Source organism: Halomonas sp. THAF5a, assembly GCF_009363755.1.
Taxonomy (GTDB): domain Bacteria; phylum Pseudomonadota; class Gammaproteobacteria; order Pseudomonadales; family Halomonadaceae; genus Halomonas.
Genome location: NZ_CP045417.1, coordinates 2,695,288 through 2,713,279 on the forward strand (window position 1 = coordinate 2,695,288; position 17,992 = coordinate 2,713,279).

20 protein-coding genes are annotated in these 17,992 nt (G+C 69.9%); 8 read left to right on the plus strand and 12 right to left on the minus strand.

Annotated elements, in window-relative coordinates; all coding sequences use genetic code 11:
• Nucleotides 1-17 precede the first annotated feature (17 nt).
• From sufT to FIU83_RS12250, 6 genes are all read right to left on the minus strand, one after another.
• Nucleotides 18-590 carry a putative Fe-S cluster assembly protein SufT gene (gene sufT / locus FIU83_RS12225; RefSeq protein WP_152484294.1) on the minus strand — a complete coding sequence of 191 codons (573 nt, stop codon included), beginning with the start codon at nt 588-590 and terminating at the stop codon, nt 18-20.
• A gap of 18 nt (nt 591-608) precedes the next feature.
• A complete protein-coding gene (locus tag FIU83_RS12230; protein WP_152484295.1) occupies nt 609-1,850 on the minus strand; it encodes an aminotransferase class V-fold PLP-dependent enzyme in 1,242 nt (413 codons plus the stop codon).
• 3 nt (nt 1,851-1,853) lie between these two features.
• Nucleotides 1,854-3,203, minus strand: coding sequence for a Fe-S cluster assembly protein SufD (sufD, locus tag FIU83_RS12235; RefSeq protein WP_152484296.1), 1,350 nt, complete (start codon nt 3,201-3,203; stop codon nt 1,854-1,856).
• A complete protein-coding gene (gene sufC, locus FIU83_RS12240; RefSeq protein WP_152484297.1) occupies nt 3,200-3,952 on the minus strand; it encodes a Fe-S cluster assembly ATPase SufC in 753 nt (250 codons plus the stop codon). The genes sufD and sufC overlap by 4 nt, the downstream gene beginning before the upstream one ends.
• A 238-nt stretch (nt 3,953-4,190) precedes the next feature.
• Entirely contained in the window at nt 4,191-5,633 is a 1,443-nt protein-coding gene (gene sufB, locus FIU83_RS12245) for a Fe-S cluster assembly protein SufB (RefSeq protein WP_152484298.1), read from the minus strand.
• A gap of 71 nt (nt 5,634-5,704) precedes the next feature.
• Nucleotides 5,705-6,166: an SUF system Fe-S cluster assembly regulator gene (locus FIU83_RS12250; RefSeq protein ID WP_152484299.1), complete on the minus strand. Its 462-nt coding sequence runs from the start codon at nt 6,164-6,166 to the stop codon at nt 5,705-5,707.
• Between the two features lie 232 nt (nt 6,167-6,398).
• On the opposite strand from FIU83_RS12250, the gene FIU83_RS17480 reads away from it, so the two are divergent.
• Nucleotides 6,399-6,539, plus strand: a complete 141-nt coding sequence (locus tag FIU83_RS17480) for a hypothetical protein (RefSeq protein ID WP_172976078.1) — start codon at nt 6,399-6,401, stop codon at nt 6,537-6,539.
• A gap of 35 nt (nt 6,540-6,574) precedes the next feature.
• On the plus strand, nt 6,575-7,492 hold the full coding sequence (locus FIU83_RS12255; RefSeq protein WP_216645032.1) for a complex I NDUFA9 subunit family protein: 918 nt from the start codon (nt 6,575-6,577) through the stop codon (nt 7,490-7,492).
• A 2-nt stretch (nt 7,493-7,494) separates the two neighbouring features.
• Here the strand turns inward: FIU83_RS12255 and FIU83_RS12260 are convergent, their stop codons facing one another.
• A complete protein-coding gene (locus FIU83_RS12260) occupies nt 7,495-7,833 on the minus strand; it encodes a zinc ribbon domain-containing protein YjdM (protein WP_152484300.1) in 339 nt (112 codons plus the stop codon).
• Between the two features lie 155 nt (nt 7,834-7,988).
• On the opposite strand from FIU83_RS12260, the gene FIU83_RS12265 reads away from it, so the two are divergent.
• Nucleotides 7,989-8,627: a DsbA family protein gene (locus tag FIU83_RS12265; RefSeq protein WP_152484301.1), complete on the plus strand. Its 639-nt coding sequence runs from the start codon at nt 7,989-7,991 to the stop codon at nt 8,625-8,627.
• 43 nt (nt 8,628-8,670) lie between these two features.
• Here the strand turns inward: FIU83_RS12265 and FIU83_RS12270 are convergent, their stop codons facing one another.
• Nucleotides 8,671-9,174, minus strand: coding sequence for an Hsp20/alpha crystallin family protein (locus FIU83_RS12270; protein WP_152484302.1), 504 nt, complete (start codon nt 9,172-9,174; stop codon nt 8,671-8,673).
• Between the two features lie 188 nt (nt 9,175-9,362).
• Nucleotides 9,363-9,800 (minus strand): nucleoside deaminase, encoded by a 438-nt coding sequence (locus tag FIU83_RS12275; RefSeq protein WP_152484303.1) that lies wholly within the window; start codon nt 9,798-9,800, stop codon nt 9,363-9,365.
• Between the two features lie 197 nt (nt 9,801-9,997).
• On the opposite strand from FIU83_RS12275, the gene FIU83_RS12280 reads away from it, so the two are divergent.
• The 3 genes from FIU83_RS12280 (at nt 9,998) to FIU83_RS12290 (ending at nt 13,013) form a co-directional block, all read left to right on the plus strand.
• The gene (locus tag FIU83_RS12280; protein ID WP_152484304.1) at nt 9,998-10,588 is read left to right on the plus strand and encodes an NADPH-dependent FMN reductase; all 591 of its coding nucleotides are present in this window, start codon (nt 9,998-10,000) and stop codon (nt 10,586-10,588) included.
• Nucleotides 10,589-11,035: 447 nt separating this feature from the next.
• Nucleotides 11,036-11,257 (plus strand): hypothetical protein, encoded by a 222-nt coding sequence (locus FIU83_RS12285; RefSeq protein ID WP_152484305.1) that lies wholly within the window; start codon nt 11,036-11,038, stop codon nt 11,255-11,257.
• Between the two features lie 493 nt (nt 11,258-11,750).
• Nucleotides 11,751-13,013 carry a M20/M25/M40 family metallo-hydrolase gene (locus tag FIU83_RS12290; protein WP_152484306.1) on the plus strand — a complete coding sequence of 421 codons (1,263 nt, stop codon included), beginning with the start codon at nt 11,751-11,753 and terminating at the stop codon, nt 13,011-13,013.
• 63 nt (nt 13,014-13,076) lie between these two features.
• On the opposite strand, the gene FIU83_RS12295 is transcribed toward FIU83_RS12290, so the two are convergent.
• Together FIU83_RS12295 and FIU83_RS12300 are read right to left on the minus strand one after the other, a co-directional pair.
• Nucleotides 13,077-13,982 carry a ribose-phosphate diphosphokinase gene (locus FIU83_RS12295; protein WP_152484307.1) on the minus strand — a complete coding sequence of 302 codons (906 nt, stop codon included), beginning with the start codon at nt 13,980-13,982 and terminating at the stop codon, nt 13,077-13,079.
• Nucleotides 13,982-15,565: a thymidine phosphorylase family protein gene (locus FIU83_RS12300; RefSeq protein WP_152484308.1), complete on the minus strand. Its 1,584-nt coding sequence runs from the start codon at nt 15,563-15,565 to the stop codon at nt 13,982-13,984. Before FIU83_RS12300 ends, FIU83_RS12295 begins: the two co-directional genes overlap by 1 nt.
• Before the next feature lie 146 nt (nt 15,566-15,711).
• Between FIU83_RS12300 and FIU83_RS12305 the strand changes: the two genes are divergently transcribed.
• Complete coding sequence (locus FIU83_RS12305) at nt 15,712-16,173, plus strand: potassium channel family protein (protein WP_253939464.1); 462 nt, start codon at nt 15,712-15,714, stop codon at nt 16,171-16,173.
• Between the two features lie 83 nt (nt 16,174-16,256).
• A complete protein-coding gene (locus tag FIU83_RS12310; RefSeq protein ID WP_152484310.1) occupies nt 16,257-16,718 on the plus strand; it encodes a flavodoxin family protein in 462 nt (153 codons plus the stop codon).
• A gap of 76 nt (nt 16,719-16,794) precedes the next feature.
• On the opposite strand, the gene fadA is transcribed toward FIU83_RS12310, so the two are convergent.
• A complete protein-coding gene (gene fadA / locus FIU83_RS12315) occupies nt 16,795-17,973 on the minus strand; it encodes an acetyl-CoA C-acyltransferase FadA (RefSeq protein ID WP_152484311.1) in 1,179 nt (392 codons plus the stop codon).
• Nucleotides 17,974-17,992 lie beyond the last annotated feature (19 nt).

The window sequence follows — 17,992 nt, forward strand, 5'->3', positions numbered from 1 at the left end:
TCTCCCCGGTGCAACCGCTAGAACATGCCCAGTTCCAGCTTCGCTTCGTCGCTCATCATCTCACGACTCCAGGGGGGATCGAACACGATCTCGGTGTGCACCTGGCTGATCTGCGGGGCGCCGAGGATCTTGTTGCGGGCGTCGGCGGCGATCACGTCGCCCATGCCGCACCCCGGGGCGGTCAGGGTCATGCGGATGGTGACGATGCGCTCACCGCTGATCAGCCGCTCAATGCGACAGCCGTAGACCAGGCCCAGGTCGACGATGTTGACCGGGATCTCCGGGTCGAAGCAGGTGCGCAGCTGATCCCAGACGAACTGCTCGATCTCCTCCTCCGAGGCCGACTCGGGCAGCGTCGGGCGCGGCAGCGCCGGGAGGCCCAGGGCGTCGAGGTTGGCGCCCTCGATCAGGTAGAGGCGCCCCTCGAACCCCACGCTGACCGTGCTGCCCTTGGCCTGCATCACGCTGACGACGCTGTCCTCGTCCAGGGTAACGGTCTTGCCGAAGGGAATGGAGATCGCCGCCACGTCACGCTGCAGGGGCAGCTCCTGGCCCTTGTGCAAGGTGGCTATCTGCTCGATATCGCTCATGTCGCTCCTTGATAGGCCTCAGCGCAGCATGCCGACGACGCGGTCGAGCCCCTCGACGAAGACGTCGATCTCCTCGGGGGTGTTGTAGGCGGCGAAGGAGGCGCGGCAGGTCGCGTCCACGCCGAAATGCGTGAGCAGCGGCTGGGCGCAGTGGTGGCCGGTGCGGATCGCCACGCCCAGCTGATCGATCAGCAGGCCGATGTCCTGGGAGTGGGCGCCGTCGACCACGAAGGAGAGCACGCCAGTCTTCTCCGGTGCGGTGCCGAGGATGCGCAGTCCCGGAATGCCGGCCACCCCCTCGGTGGCGTGCTCGAGGAGCCGCGCCTCCCAGGCGCCGATCAGGTCGAGGCCGATGTTGCCGACCCACTGGAGGGCACGCCCCAGGGCGATCACCTCGGCGATGGCCGGGGTGCCCGCCTCGAACTTGTGCGGGATGTCGGCGAAGGTGGTCGGCGCCTCGAGGGAGACCGTCTTGATCATCTCGCCGCCGCCCTGCCAGGGCGGCATCGCCTCGAGGAGCTCGGCACGGCCGTAGAGCACGCCGACGCCAGTGGGCCCGTAGACCTTGTGACCGGAGAAGGCGTAGAAGTCGGCGCCGATGGCCTGGACGTCGATGGCCTGGTGGGGCGCGGCCTGGGCGCCGTCGACCAGGATGCGGGCGCCGTGCTCATGGGCCACGCGGGCCATCTCGGCTACCGGGTTGACGGTGCCGAAGGCGTTGGAGACGTGGTTCACCGCCACCAGCCGGGTGCGCTCGGTGAAGAGGTCACGATAGGCCGCGAGGTCCAGCGCGCCACGCTCGTCCACCGGGATCACCTTGAGGGTGACGCCGAGCTCGCCGGCCAGCAGCTGCCAGGGCACGATGTTGGAGTGGTGCTCGAGACGCGAGATCAGCACCTCGTCGCCGGCCTTCAGGTTGGCCCGCCCCCAGGCATTGGCCACCAGGTTGATCGCCTCGGTGGTACCGCGGGTGAAGACGATCTCGCGATGGTCCGCGGCATTGAGGAAACCGCGCACCTTCTCCCGGGTGGCCTCGAAGGCCGCGGTGGCCTCGTCGGACAGGGTGTGCAGGCCGCGGTGGATGTTGGCGTTGTAGCGACCGTAGTAGTCGTCGAACACCTCGATCACCTGGCGCGGCGTCTGGCTGGTGGCGGCGTTGTCCAGGTAGACGAGCGGCTTGCCGTGGACCTCCCGATCGAGGATCGGGAAGTCGCGGCGCAGCTTCGCCACGTCCAGCGTCAGGTCGCTGAAGTCGGCCATCGCTTACTCCTCGTTCAGGGCCAGGGCGGCTTCCACCAGGCCGGCCAGGTGGAAACGCTCGGGCAGCTTGCCGGCGACGGCCAGCTCGACCCGTTCGGCCACGGCGTCGAGGTCCACCTGCTCCATCACCTCGCCGGCGAAGGCCAGGGTCAGCAGGCCGCGGGCGGTCTGCTCGTCGATGCCGCGGGTGCGCAGGGCGAACACCGCCTCCTCGTCGAGCTGGCCGGTGGTGCTGCCGTGGGAGCACTTGACGTCGTCGGCGTAGATCTCGAGCTCGGGCTTGGTGTCGATCTCGGCGCGGTCGGAGAGCAGCAGGTTGGCGTTGCTCTGGTAGCCCTCGATCTGCTGGCTGTCGCGCTTGACCATCACCTTGCCGTTGAACACGCCGTGGGCGCGGTCGTCGAGGATGCCCTTGTAGTTCTCGTTGGAGTAGGTGCGCGGCGCGTTGTGGTTGACCAGGGTGTGGTTGTCCACGTGCTGGCGCCCCTGGCCGTAGAAGAGGCCATAGAGGTTCGCCTCGGCGCCCTGGCCGTTGAGCTCGGCCACGATGTCGTTGCGCACCAGGGCGCCGCCCAGGTTCAGGTTGAAGGAGGTGTAGCGGCTGTCGCGGGCCTGCTCGACGTGGATGCTGGCCACGTGCAGGTCGGCAAGCGCCGCCTCCTGGAGCTTGTAGTGGGTGAGGATCGCGCCACGGTCGAGAATGATCTCCTCGACCAGGTTGGTGAAGTTGGCGGCGCCCTCCTCGCCCACGTGATGCTCGATCACCGTGGCTTCGCTGCGCCCGGCCATCTCGATCAGGATCCGCGGGTGGCTCATCACCGCCTGCTCGCCGCTCCGGGAGAGGAACTGCAGCACGATGGGCTTCTCGACCACGGTGCCCGGCGCCAGGCGCAGCACGGCCCCCTCCTCCATGAAGGCGGTGTTGAGCGCGGCGAAGGGGGAGAAGTCGACGCCGGTCAGCCGCCCCAGCGGACCGCCCACGGCCTCGTGATTCTCCTCGAGGGCCGTGGAGAGCGGCAGCAGGTGCACGCCGCCGGGCAGTTCGTCGAGCCGCGAGAGGGCCGGGGCGAAGACGCCGTCGACGAAGGTCAGGCGGTGCGCCTCCATCGGCAGCGTCAGCGCCGCCGCGCTGGCGGGCGAGAAGTCGGCGCTCTCGGCCAGGGCGAAGTCGCCCCGGGCGATGGCGCGCACGTCGGTGTACTTCCAGGCCTCGACCCGGCGATGGGGAAAGCCCATGGCCTCGAAGCGCGCGGCGCCCGCCTGGCGCCGGGCGGCGATCCAGGTGGGTTCCGGCCCCCGCGTGTCGTTGCGCTCGGCCAGGCGGTCGAGGAAGGTCTTCACGTCGTCACTCATGCGGCGGACTCCTCCTGCACCCAGTCATAGCCGCGGCTCTCGAGCTCGAGGGCGAGCGCCGCGTCGCCGCTCTTGACGATGCGGCCGTCGACCAGCACGTGGACGCGATCCGGCACGATGTAGTCGAGCAGGCGCTGGTAGTGGGTCACCAGCAGGATGGCCCGGTCCTCGGCGCGCAGGGAGTTGACGCCCTCGGCCACCACCTTCATGGCGTCGATGTCGAGGCCGGAGTCGATCTCGTCGAGCATGGCGAGCTTGGGCTCGAGGACCAGCATCTGGAGGATCTCGTTGCGCTTCTTCTCGCCGCCGGAGAAGCCCTCGTTGACGGCGCGCTGCAGGAAGCTGGTGTCCATCTTCATGGACGCCACCTTCTCCTTGATCAGCTTCATGAACTCCGGCGCCGGAATCTCGCCGAGGCCCTGGGCCTCGCGCTTGGCGTTGAGCGCCGCCTTGAGCAGGTAGATGTTCTTCACCCCCGGGATCTCGACCGGGTACTGGAAGCCGAGCAGCAGGCCGGCGCGGGCGCGCTCCTCGATCTCCATCTCCAGCACGTCCTGGCCCTCGAAGGTGATCGAGCCCTTCGTCACCTCGTAGCCGTCCTTGCCGGCGATCACCGCCGAGAGGGTCGACTTGCCGGCCCCGTTGGGGCCCATGATCGCGTGGACTTCACCGGCGTTGATGGTCAGGGTGAGGCCCTTGAGGATCTCGGAACCCTCGACCGTGACGTGCAGATCCTTGACTTCGAGCATGTTGACTACCTTTTGAGCTATCAGCCGCCGCGGCGGCTTGCATAAGTTGGTTCTTTTCTCGCCCGGAGGGACGTTCCCTCGCGCCTTGCCTCTTACAAGGATGAGCTTGTCCGTCGCCGAGCCGCCGCGAGGGCGCTGTGAACCCCTCCCTGGGCGCTACCTTTGCCCTCCATGGCAAAGGACCCTCGCTCTGGCTCGCCCCCGGCGCTCATATCGATGGGCCTTCGAATGACGGTCGTTAACCCACGGCGCCTTCAAGGGTGACGTTCAACAGCGCCTCGGCCTCCACGGCGAACTCCATCGGCAGCTCCTGGAAGACGTCCTTGCAGAAGCCGTTGACGATCATGCTGACCGCGTCCTCCTCGGAGATGCCCCGGCTCTGGCAGTAGAAGAGCTGGTCCTCGCCGATCTTGGAGGTAGTGGCCTCGTGCTCCACCGTGGCGGTGCTGTTGCCGATCTCCTGGTAGGGGAAGGTGTGGGCGCCGCACTGGTCGCCGATCAGCAGCGAATCACACTGGGTGAAGTTGCGCGCGCCCTTGGCCCGCGGCCCCACTTTCACCAGGCCGCGGTAGGACTGGTTGCTGCGCCCCGCCGAGATGCCCTTGGAGATGATGCTCGAGCGGGTGCCCTCGCCGATATGGATCATCTTGGTGCCGGTGTCGGCCTGCTGGCGGCCGTTGGTCACCGCCACGGAGTAGAACTCGCCGATGCTGTCGCGGCCGCGCAGCACGCAGGAGGGGTACTTCCAGGTGATGGCCGAGCCGGTCTCGACCTGAGTCCAGCTGATCCGCGAGCGGTCGCCGCGGCAGTCGCCGCGCTTGGTGACGAAGTTGTAGATGCCGCCCTTGCCGTCCTCGTCGCCCGGGTACCAGTTCTGCACCGTGGAGTACTTGATGTAGGCGTCTTCCAGGGCCACCAGCTCGACCACCGCGGCGTGCAGCTGGTTCTCGTCGCGCTGGGGCGCGGTGCAGCCCTCCAGGTAGGAGACCTGGGCGCGGCTCTCGCAGACGATCAGGGTGCGCTCGAACTGGCCGGTGTTGGCGGCGTTGATGCGGAAGTAGGTGGAGAGCTCCATCGGGCAGGTCACGCCTTCCGGCACGAAGACGAAGGAGCCGTCGGTGAAGACCGCCGAGTTGAGCGCCGCGAAGTAGTTGTCGCCCTGGGGCACCACGCTGCCGAGGTACTGCTTGACCAGCTCCGGGTAGTCGCGGATCGCCTCGGAGATGGAACAGAAGATCACCCCCGCCTCGTGGAGCTTCTCCTTGAAGGTGGTGGTCACCGACACGGAGTCGAAGACCGCGTCCACCGCCACGCCCGCCAGGGCCGCCCGCTCGTGCAGCGGGATGCCGAGCTTCTCGTAGGTCTCGAGCAGCTTGGGGTCGACCTCGTCGAGGCTCTGGGGCTTGTCCTCCTCACGCTTGGGTGCGCTGTAGTAGGAGATCGCCTGGTAGTCGATGGGCGGGTAGTCCAGGTGGGCCCAAGAGGGAGGCGTCATCTTGAGCCACTGGTGGTAGGCCTTGAGGCGCCACTCCAGCATCCACTCCGGCTCGCCCTTCTTGTTCGAGATGAAGGCGATGGTGCTCTCGTCCAGGCCGGGCGGTACCGTGTCGCTCTCGATGTCGGTCACGAAGCCTTCCTTGTACTCGCGACGGACAAGCTGTTCCATTTCCTGACTTGCCATGATGTCTCCCCTCCCGGGCGGTTGGGTCGGCGAGCGCGGGCTCGCCTCGGGTAGTGAAATACTCGAGTGCGTCAGGCCTCGGCGGCCAGACTCACGCTCTGAATGGGCAGCTGCACCGGCAGCTTGATCGGACTGGTGTCGGCCAGGTGGGCCAGGGTGACGCTGTCGAGCAGGGTGCGGATGGCCAGCGAGACGCGCTGCCAGTTGTCCGCGACCCCGCAGGTGGCGGCCAGGTCACAGTCGCCGCCGGCCTGGCTGCACTCGGTCATGGCCACGGGGCCCTCGATGGCCGAGATGATGTCGCTGGCGGTGATCCGGGACGCCGGGCGCGCCAGCGAATAGCCGCCCTGGGCGCCGCGGCGCGACTCCAGCAGCCCGGCACGCACCAGCATCTTCAGCGTCTTGCTGACCGTGGGATGCGGCAGCTGGACCGCCTCGGCGAGCTCCGCCGCGGCGTGGGGCTGCTCGGGGTGCCGGGCGATCTGTGCCATCACCACCGCCGCGTAGTCGGTCAGTCTGGAAAGCTTCAGCAAGGCCTGACTCCCCGGGGTTCGCCCCCCTCGTGTTCGATTGGGGACCAGTTTAGTCCTGTATGAATTTGATGTGAAGCCCCGCCGCCCGGTGAGGCGGCGGATCCGCCAGGATCGCGTCACGTTCGCCGCCAATCGATGAATAATGCCAATCATTCTCATTTAAAACGCTATCGATCTTTCCAAGGCGGCGAGGCCTCGATAGCATGTGCCCATCCCCCTCGAGACCGAGACGATGACGACGTCCTTCATGCTGCTGATCGGCGCGGCCCTGGCGGTACTGGCCGCGCTGCACTGGCTGGTGTTTCGCCTGGTCAAGCGGGCGATCGCCCGCTCGGACACGCCCCGCCGGGACGATGACGCGCCCCGGGACTGAGCGAGGCCTCAGCGAAGACGACGACAGGAGAGACGATGATGCGCGAGGCCCCCGTGGTGGTCTTCGGCGGCACCGGCTTTCTCGGTGGCGCCATCGTCCGGGAACTGGTGGAGTGCGGCCGGGCGGTGCGCATCGCCGCCCGTCACCCGACGCTGCCCGCCTGGGCCGAGGAGGGCGACGTCATCGAGCTCGCCACCGCCGACCTGCGTGACGAGGCGAGCGTGGCTGCCGCCCTGGCGGGCGCGGGCGCCGTGGTCAACGCCGTCAGCCGCTACGTGGAGACCCGCGAGGCGAGCTTCGAGGCGATCCACGTGACCGGCGCCGGCCGGCTGGCCCGCCTGGCCCGGGCGGCGGGCATCGCCCGCCTGGTGCAGGTCTCGGGGATCGGCGCCAGCCTCGATTCGCCCTCGGCCTACGTGCGGGCCCGCGCCCGGGGCGAGGCGGCGGTGCTCGACGCCATGCCCAAGGCGATCATCGTGCGGCCGAGCGTGCTGTTCGGCCCGAACGACGCCTTCCTCTCGGGCCTTGCGGGCCTCACCCGGCTGCCGCTGATCCCGCTGTTCGGGCGCGGCTCGACCCGGCTTCAGCCGGTGCACGTGGGTGACGTTGCCCGGGCCATCGCCCAGCTCACCGGCCGCCCGGCGACCCCGCGGCGCCTCTTCGAGCTCGGCGGCCCCGAGGTGCTGCGCTACCGCGAGCTCCTCGAGGCGCTGCTCGCCCACCTCGGACGCTCGCGCCCGCTGGTGCCGCTGCCCTTCCTGGCGTGGCGCCTCGCCGCGGCCCTGGCCCGTCCGCTGCCCGGGCCGCCGCTGACCCGCGACCAGGTGATCCTGATGCAGGCCGACAACGTCGCCGACCCCGAGGTCGGCGGCTTCGCCGACCTCGGCATACTGCCCCACTCGCTGCGCGAGAGCCTGCCGAGCTGCCTGCCGTCGGCGCCGCCACGGCGCTGACCTCAGGCCTTCTTGACGAACATCGACTTGAGCTTCATCGGCCCGATGCCGTCGACCTTGCAGTCGATGTCGTGATCCCCGTCGACCAGGCGGATGTTCTTGACCTTGGTGCCGACCTTCACCACCGAGGAGGCACCCTTGACCTTGAGGTCCTTGATCACGGTCACGGTGTCGCCGTCGGCCAGCGGATTGCCGTTGGCATCGCGGATCACCGGCTCGTCCTCGCCCGCCGCCGGGGCCTCCTTCGACCACTCGTGGCCGCACTCCGGACAGACGTGCTGCATGCCGTCGTCGTAAGTGAACTCGGAGCCGCACTCGGGGCAGTTGGGCAGATCGCTCATCGAAGGTGTCCTGTGCATGGTGAGGGAGGCGGCAAGCCTACCTCCCGCGACCGCGTCGCTCCAGTCGACACCTTGTCGCGGGCGACGCTCCTCCCCTCTCGGGGCGGTGCGCTGCTACCCTGTCGGGCGTCGCCCCATCGTCACAGGAGCCCCGGATGACCCGGCCACGCATCACCCTCGACGTCTTCAGCGACGTCGTCTGTCCCTTCTGCTATCTGGAGGCGCCGGAACTCGACGCCCTGGCCGAGCGCTTCGCGGGCGAGGTCGAGATCCGCTGGCGCGCCTTCGAGCTGCGCCCCGCGCCGGAGCCGACCCTCGACCCCGACGGCGACTACCTGCACGACGTCTGGGCGCGGGCCGTCACCCCCATGGCGGCGGAGCGCGGCATGACCCTGCGCCTGCCTCGCCGGCAGCCCCGCTCGCGGCTGGCCCACGAGGCCCATGCCTGGGCCGCCGAGCAGGCGGGTGAGCGCCCCGATGCGGGGACGGCGATGCGCATGGCGCTGTTTCGCGGCTTCTTCGAGGAGAGCCTGGACCTGGCCGATGCCGAGGTCCTCGCCGGGGTGGCCGACGGCCTGGGCCTGGATGGCGCGGCCCTGCACCGGGCACTGATAGCGGGTGACTATCGCGAGCACGTGCTGGCCGATCAGCGCCTCGCCGGGGAACTCGGCATCGGCGGCGTGCCGGGCCTGCGCTTCTCGCTGGACGGCGAGCACGCCGGGGTGCTCGAGGGCGCGCAGCCGCGCCGCCAGCTGTTCCTGGCCGTGGAGCGGCTGCGCGATCTGATGGGCTGACCCGGGAGACCGACCCGCGGCGTCGGATGGGGCGCACCGCCGGCTACTTGACCTCGACCCGACGACGATTGGCGCGCTTGCGCTTGGGCAGCGTCAGCTCGAGGACGCCATTCCTGAAGCTGGCCTGCGCCTGGTCGGTGTCGACCTCGCCGGGCAGGGCCACGGTACGGGTGAAGGAGCCGCGAGAGATCTCGGAGCGAACGTAGTCGCCTTCCTCCTCCTTGCTCTGCTCGCGGTGGTCGCCCTTGATGGTCACCGCACCGTCGGTCACCGAGACATCGAGCTCCTCGCGCTCGAAGCCCGGGGCCTCGGCCCGCACCACCACCTCGGCGTCCCGGTCGATGACATCGACCCTGGGCATGCCCTTCTCGAAGGCGGCGAAGCGCTCCCAGAGGGGGTGCTCCCAGCGAGAGGGCATCCGACCGCGATCGAAGAAGCTCTCCAGCATACGGTCGAACTCGCGGAACGGGTTCATCGCCCGGGTCTCCGACGCCTGGGCAGACGACTCGGTCGAGACCGGGACCTCCTTGGATGCTTTCTTGGCCATGACGATGACTCCTCCAGTCACAATTCGATGAATCGATCAGGATGGGGGCCAACGAACGCGGGCGTGGCCCCACACGGACGCCACGATCGCCCCCCGTCGCACGGCCCCTCTCGTCATGAAGATAGTCCAGCCGCGCCCCAGCGCGTTGATCCAGGTCAACAGGCGTCTCACCGCCCCGCCAGGGCGGGCTATTCGCCGATGTCCTCGTGCCACAGCTCGGGCGAGGCCGCGATGAAGGCCTCCATGAGCGCGATGCACTCGGGATCATCGCGCACCTCCACCTCGACGCCGCGCGCCTCGAGCAGCCCCTCCTCGCCCAGGAAGGTCCGGTGCTCGCCGATCACGACCCGGGGAATCCCGTAGAGCAGGATGGCGCCGCTGCACATGGCGCAGGGCGAGAGCGTGGTATAGAGCGTGCTCTCCCGGTAGACCTCGGCCGGATGGCGCCCCGCATTCTCCAGGGCGTCCATCTCGCCATGCAGGACCGCGCTGCCCAGCTGCACGCGGCGATTGCGGCCGCGACCGATGATCACGCCGCGGTGCACCAGCACCGCGCCGATGGGGATGCCGCCCTCGTCGAGTCCCCGGCGGGCCTCCTCGAGCGCGGCGTACATGAAGTCTTGCATGAACGAACTCCTTCCGGGCAATGGGGTCCAGACTACGCGGCCTGGCCACGCGTGCGCCAGTCGAGGCTTGACCCTCGGGTGGTCCAACGTCGCAGAATGAAGCCTCGAGCGAGGAGGCCGTGCCGGCCAGCGCGCCAGGCGCGGCGCGACAGGGCCAGGACCGCGCCCCCATCGACGGAACGACGAGGAGAGCCCCCATGACCGATCGCCAGCCCCATCCACGCATCCTGGTCTTCGCCGGCAGTACCCGCGCCGGCTCATGCAACAAGCGGCTGGCCCGCCAGGCCGCCGAGAGCATCGAGCGGGCGGGCGGCCGCCCCACCTTCATCGACCTGCGCGATCACCCGATGCCCCTCTACGACGGTGACCTGGAGGCCGAGCAGGGGCTGCCGGAGAACGCCCTGGTGCTGCGTCGCGGCCTGGCCGAGCACGATGGCCTGCTGATCGCCTCGCCGGAGTACAACGGCTTTCCCACTCCGCTACTCAAGAACACCGTCGACTGGCTGAGCCGCCCCCATCAGGGCGAGAGCGGCCTGGCGCTCTTCGCGGACAAGCTCGCCGCCGTGGTCTCCGCCTCTCCGGGCGCTCTCGGCGGCCTGCGCAGCCTGACGCTGACGCGCCAGCTGCTCACCAACATCGGCGTGACCGTGCTGCCCGACCAGCTGGCCGTGGCGCGCGCGGCCGAGGCCTTCGACGATCGTGGGCGGCTCGTCGACGATGGCCAGCAGCAGCGCCTCGACGCCCTCTGCCAGCGGCTGGTCGACACCCTGCACCGGCTGAAGGGCTGATACGCGGGGCCGACGCAAGGCCGAGGGGAAACCGGAACGCGGCGCCGTCTCGGTCCCTCGCCGCGGCGCCCTATCCTCGTCTCATCTCAGGGGCCGATGAGCCCGCGGCGACGCCCAGTCGAACGCCTGATTTTCGCCGGCCAGGCGGGCGCTTCGCGGCGCCGTCACGGGCGCCGGGCACTACACTGAAGAGGCCAGCGCCAAGGCGCCCGCGACGGCGACCGGAAGGCCAGCGCCAAGAATCACGGTGGTCCTGTGAATCCCGCCCCTCCTTCTTCACGCGACCCTCTCAAGCTCCGCACCCCTTGCCGCCCGGCAACCCGCGTGTCCGCCATGGCGCGTCCGCCCCGAGCGGCGCCCCTGCGACGTCGGACACCCGTGGGTCGGTTCGAGGGTGGCGCCGGACCGATCCGACAGCCTCAGCGCCACGACACGACGAGGCGTCCCATGAAACTCACAACCCTGACGGCCATCCTGCTCATGAGCCTGTTCGCCGCGAGTGCCTCCCTGGGAGCCGGTGATTCCACGTATCTGGAAGCGCGCAGCGCGCGCCTGCAGCAGGGCATCGCCGACACGAGCCAGCCCCAGGCCCCTGGCATCATGGATACGAAGCGTATCCAGCACCGGGAGCAACACCGGTCCGGCGCTCAGGAGCGGTGGTGGAAATGACGTCGGCAGCGGCGCGCTCCCTGTCCCGCTGACCCGACCGCGCGCAGACGCCAGCAAGGCGCGCGCCGGCCACGACCGACCGTTCGACACGGCTCCCGACGAGACACGCCGTCGCTTCCCAGGACAGGCCAGGCCCCGCGGGGTCTGGCCTCGGCGCTGGCCGCGCTGGAGCGCCATCATGGCCGCTGGCTGCTGACGCTCTTCGGGCGCCGTCCGCCGGCCGGTCCCGAGTGGCTGCGCACCCACCCCTCGACGCGGGAACGCATCCGTCGGCTGCTGGCGGCCGAGGCCCCCGCGGGTCATCCGCCGCCCACGCCCGTTGTCGACCCCGCACACTCCCCGGTGATCGACGAGCCGCCGGGGCCGCTGGGCCGCGGCTACTGGCTGCGCCGCTGATTTGCGCGCCCGGGCCGCCTGGCCGCATCCTGTGGGGCGAGGCGCACCGCCAACGCCGTGACCGCCCCTTTCATCGAGCCATCGAGAGAACAGCCCCATGAGCGATTCCCAAGCCCCCTGGACCCAAGCCATGCCCGAGGCGCAGTTCGACCTGATGCGACGCATCCTCGCCGCCCCGAGCCCCGTGGGGCTGGAGGGCGCCATGACCTACGGCGTGCTGAAGCCACGCTTCGAGGCCACCACCCCCGCACACTGGCGGCTCCAGCAGTTCAAGGGCCATGCCGGCGTGGTGCTCGACACCCACCCGGGCCGCGACGACCTGTTCAAGGTGATGATCATCGGCCACGCCGACAAGATCCGCATGCAGGTACGCTCGATCGGCGAGGACGGCAAGATCTGGATCAACACCGACTCCTTCCTGCCCGGCGTGCTGATCGGCCACGAGGTCACGCTGTTCAGCGAGGACCCGCAGGCACCCGGCCAGTACCGGCGCCTCGAGGGCGGCACCGTGGAGGCGCTGGGTGCCATCCACTTCTCCGACCCGGCGCAGCGCTCCGGCGAGAAGGGCATCAAGAAGGAGCAGATCTACCTTGACCTGCAGATCCACGGCGAGAACAAGAAGCAGCAGGTGGAGAACCTCGGCGTGCGCCCCGGCGATGCCATCCTGCTGAACCGTCCCATCCGGCCGGGCTTCAGCCCGGACACCTTCTACGGCGCCTACCTGGACAACGGCCTGGGCTGCTTCGTCACCGCCGAGGTGGCGCGGCTGATCGCCGAGGCGGGCGGTACCGAGCAGGTGCGAGTGCTGTTCGCCATCGCCAGCTACGAGGAGATCGGCCGCTTCGGCAGCCGGGTACTGGCCGGAGAGCTGCGTCCCGACGCCATCATCGCCGTGGACGTGAACCACGACTACGTGGCCGCCCCCGGCATCGGCGACCGGCGCATGCAGCCCCTGGAGATGGGCAAGGGCTTCACCATGTCGGTGGGGGCCATCGCCAGCGAGCAGCTCAACCGGATCGTCGAGACCACCGCCCGGCAGCGGGGCATTCCCTTCCAGCGCGATATCGTGGGGCCGGATACCGGCACCGACGGCATGGCGGGGGTGCTTGCCGCCGTGGACTGCGTCGCCACCTCGATCGGCTTCCCGATCCGCAACATGCACACCATCTCCGAGACCGGCCACACCAAGGACGTGCTGGCGGCGATCCACGCCATCACCCACACCGTCCAGGCGCTGGACGCTCTGCCCGACCCGCATCGCGAGTTCCTCGACCACCACCCGCGCCTGGACGAGGCGGGGCCGCTCACCCATCGCGGCAGCGAAAAGCCCGGCGAGGACGAGACCCAGGGCGCCGGCTAGCCGGGCCGTCGCGATGATCCCGGTCGCGGCGGGGGCTCGGCCGGCTCCTCGCGACTCCGCGGGTTAGTGCCGGGCCGCCAGCACCCGGGCGAGGGCCGGCGCCAGCAGGGGCGCCAGGGCAATGGCGTTGCTCGAGTGCGCGATGGCGTCGGTGCTCCACACTTCCCCCACCCCGGCGGCGCGAATCACCGCCAGGGCATCGCCGGCGAAGAGCGCATGGGTGACGGCCACGTCCACCGAGGCCGCCCCCGCAGCGAGCAGCGCCTCGGCGACGCGGGCCAGGGTGTGGCCGGAGCTCGCCACGTCGTCCATCAGCACGACCTGGCGGCCGGCCAGATCGAGCGCCGGCAGCGCGATCGCCACGTCGCGGTCGCCGCGGCGAGTCTTGTGGCAGACGCCGGCCTCGAAGCCGGTCGCGTCGGCCGCACGCTGCACCCACTGGCGCGCCTCGGCGTCGGGGCCGACCAGCAGCGGGCTCGCGCGGCGCTCGGCGATCAGCTCGGCCAGTCTCGGGGCGCCGGAGAGCGCGATGGCGTGCTCGAGGGGAATGGCCTGGTCGAGGCGATCGATGCGGTGCAGGTGGGGGTCCACGGTGATCACGGCATCGAAGAGCTCGGCGAGGAAGTGGCCGATCAGCGGCTGGCTGACCACCTCGCCGGGATGGAAGGCCATGTCCTGGCGCATGTAGGCGAGGTAGGGCGCCACCAGCACCAGCCGGCGCGCGCCCTGGGCCCTGGCATGGCGGGCGATCAGCAGCAGCTCGACGAGCTTGTCGTTGGGCCGGTCGAGACTGCGGTAGATCACCAGCGTCTCGGGAAAGGTCGCGGCGTCCTTCAGGGGCAGCGTCAACCGCAGCTCCTCGTCGGGGAAGCGGTGACGTGCGATGGCGACGGCCGTCAGGCCCGCGGCCTCGGCCAGGCGGCGGGCGGCGGCCGCCTCGTCGTCGCAGTAGAGCAGCACGGGGGACATCAGCACTCCACGTTGAGTCGGGTGATCTGGTCGGGCTGGCCGATGGCGATGCCACTGTCGCGCTCGCTGGCCTGGCGAGAGAAGGTCAGCTCGTTGGGATAGGCGGCAAAGACGCGATAGAGGGGCTGGCCGGCCTCGACCGCGTCGCCGATCCGCGCCAGCACGTCGACCCCGGCGCCGATCGCCCGGGGCGCCCCCGCGAGCCGGGCGATGCGCGCCAGCTGCAGGTTGTCGATGGCCGTCACCACGCCGGCGGAGCGAGCGGTCACTTCCAGGCAGTGCGGCGCCAGCGGCGGCCGCTCGGGATCGAAGGGCCGGGCCCCCTGAGCCGCGATGATGGCCTGCATCTTCTCGAGGGCCCGGCCGGCGTCGAGGATGTCCCGGGCCAGGCCGAAGCCGTCGCCGCCGCGCACGTCCGGGTCGAACTCCAGCATCCGCCCGGCCAGGCGCAGCGCCTTCTGGCGCAGGTCCATGGGCGCCTCGGGGTGGTTGGTGAGCACTCGCATCACGTCCCGGGCCTCGAGCACCGGACCGATGCCACGTCCCACCGGCTGGCTGCCGTCGGTGATCACCACGTCCAGGGTCAGGCCCATGCGCCCGGCCACGAACTCGAAGAGCTTGCGCAGCCGGCGCGCCTCGGGCATCGAGCGCAACTTGGCGTGGGGGCCGATGGGGATATCGAGCAGCAGATGGGTGGAGCCGGCGGCGACCTTCTTGGAGAGGATCGAGGCGACCATCTGCCCCGGCGAGTCGATGGCGAGCGGGCGCTCCACCGAGATCAGCACGTCGTCGGCCGGCGAGAGCTGGCTGGTGCCACCCCAGGCCAGGCAGCCGCGGTGAGTGCGCACTAGCTGACCCAGCTCATCGAAGGGCAGGTCGACATTGGCCAGCACCTCCATGGTGTCGGCGGTGCCCGAGGGCGAGGTGATGGCCCGCGAGGAGGTCTTGGGACACAGCAGGCCGTGGGCGGCGACGATCGGCACCACCAGCATCGAGGTGCGGTTGCCGGGGATGCCGCCGATGCAGTGCTTGTCGACCACGGGGTGCTCGTGCCAGTCGAGCCGGCGCCCCACCCGGCTCATGGCATCGCTCAGGTAGAACACCTCCTCGCGGTCGAGCTCGTTGCGGTCGCAGGCGACCACGAAGGCGGTCAGCTCGATCTTCGAGTAGCGCCGCTCGGCGATGTCCTGAACGATATGCAGGAGATCGTCGCGGCTCAGCCGCTCGCCGGCGATCTTGCGATGCAGGGCGGGGATCGAGGGCGGCGGCTCGGCCTGCAGGATGCTCACCGGCTGGCCCTCGGCGACCCCCAGGGTGGCGAAGGCCTCCTCGGAGAGTCCCAGCTCCCCGCAGGAGACGATGGCGGCATCGTCCACCACGTTGAGCGTGGCGAGGATACGCTGGCCGTCGGCGCGCACCTCGACCTTGGCCAGCGCCTGGAAGCCCTCGGCCCGGTAGCGGTCGCACTCCCGGTGCATGTAGGCCACGTTCTCCCGATAGGTATCGATGCCGACGCGCCTCAGCGTGAGTGGCGAGAGGTGGTCCTGAGCAGGCGCCGCCTCGGCAAGGGGGGAGCGGGTCATCGTGTCGTCCTGGCGGGTCGGTCATCCGGAAGAACCATGGCTTCATCCTAGCAGCGCCCCGGGCCAGTGCCATCGCGGCGGGCCCGTGACGATGGGGACGAGATCGCGCTAGTCTTGCTCTTTATCCGCCCAAGGGAATGCCCATCGTGCTTGTTGCCACCCTCTACAATGGCCATCTCTGGGCGGTGGCGATCACCCTGGTCACCGTCCTGGTCTGCATCCTGATGCACTACGAAGTGTCGATGCGCCTCTGGCAGCGCCTCGAGACCTCGCGCCGCTCCCTGCGGGCGCGCTTTCTGATGCTGAGCTTCGTGCTGTTCGCCACCCATGTCGCCCAGATCTGGCTCTTCGCCGTGGCCCTTGCCCTCCTCGGCCACCACCCCCTGACCGGCGACCTGGTCGGCATGGCGAGCCTCGACTTCCTCGACTACGTCTACTTCTCGGCGATCACCTACACCACCCTGGGCTACGGCGACCTGGTCCCGACCGGCCCGATCCGCTTCCTCACCGGCACCGAGGCGCTGATCGGCCTGATGCTGATCACCTGGTCGGCCTCGATCACCTTCCTGGAGATGCAGCGCCACTGGTCCGCCCGCCGCGAACGCTGATGGGCATGACGAGCGCGTCGCCCCTGTCGGCGTGCCCGTCACCTGGCATGATGGCAGGCACCCCTCAACCTTCGGAGATCGCCATGCCCCGACTGCTGATCGTGGCCCATGCGCCCTCGCCCAATACCCAACGCCTGCGCGAGGCGGCCGCTCGTGGCGCCCGCCACCCGGAGATCGAGGACGTGGAGGTGGTGGTCAAGGCGCCGCTGGAAGCGGGCCCCGAGGACGTGCGGGCCTGCGATGCCATCCTGCTCGGCACGACCGAGAACCTCGGCTACATGAGCGGCGCCCTCAAGGACTTCTTCGATCGCAGCTACTACCCGGTGCTGGAGGAGAAGCAGGGGCTGCCCTGCGCGCTCTTCGTGCGCGCCGGGCACGACGGCACCGGTACCCGGCGCGCCGTGGAGAGCATCGTCGGCGGCCTGCGTTGGCGGTGGGCACAGGCGCCGCTGATCCTGCGCGGCCAGTGGCAGGAGGACTTCGTCGACCGGGTCGAGGAACTCGGTACGGCGCTGGCGGCGGGACTCGACGCCGGTATCCTGTAACGCCGACACGCCAGCAGCTCCCCGAAGGGAGCCGCTGACACGGGATGGAACGGGGCGAACGCGACCCCAGGCTCGGCTATGTCAGCCGCTCGAACACCGTGGCCACCCCCTGCCCCATGCCGATGCACATGGTGGCAAGCCCCAGAGTGGTATCGCGCTCGCGCATCACGTTGAGCAGGGTGGTGCTGATGCGCGCGCCGGAGCAGCCCAGCGGATGGCCCAGGGCGATGGCGCCGCCATGGAGGTTGACCTTCTCCTCCATGGCGTCGCGCAGCCCCAGGTCCTTGAGCACCGGCAGGGCCTGGGCGGCGAAGGCCTCGTTGAGCTCGACGGTCTGGATGTCGTCGATGGTCAGGCCGGCGGCCTTCAGCGCCTGCTTCGAAGCCGGCACCGGCCCGTAGCCCATGATCGAGGCGTCGCAGCCGGCCACGCCGGTGGAGAGTACCCGCGCGATGGGCGCAAGCCCCAGGGCCCGGGCGCGCTCGCCGCTCATCACCACGAGGCCGGCGGCGCCCACCGAGAGCGCCGAGGAGGTGCCCGCGGTGACCGTGCCCCCGCGCGGATCGAAGGCCGGCTTGAGCTCGGCCATCTTCGCCAGGCTGGCATCACCGCGGATCACCTCGTCGCGGGCCACGCGGACCCTGAAGCCCCGGGCGTCGTGCCCCTCGATGCCGACGATCTCGCGATCGAAGCCGCCGTTCTCCATCGCCGCCTGGGCGCGCTGGTGGGAGCGCACGCCGAAGGCGTCCTGCTCCTCCCGGGAGATGCCGTGCATCTTGCCCAGCAGCTCGGCGGTCAGGCCCATCATCATGGCCGCCTTGGCCACGTGCTGGCTGGCCACCGGATTGACGTCGACGCCGTGGGTCATGCTGACGTGCTCCATGTGCTCGACGCCGCCGATCAGGTAGACATCGCCCATGCCGGCGCGGATGTTGGCCGCGGCGATATGCAGCGCGCTCATGGAGGAGCCGCACAGGCGGTTGACCGTCTGGGCCGGCACGTGGCGCGGGATGTCGGTCAGGATCGCCGCGTTGCGGGCGATGTTCATGCCCTGCTCCAGGGTCTGGTTGACGCAGCCCCAGATCACGTCGTCGATCTCGGCGGGGTCGAGGCCCGGGTTGCGCGCCAGCAGCGCCTGCATCACCGCGGCGGAGAGGTTCTCGGCCCGCACGTGGCGGAAGGCCCCCTGCCTGGCCTTGGCCATGGCGGAACGGGCACAGTCGACCACCACCACGTCTCTCGGATTCACGCTCATCGATTACTCCTTGGAATTC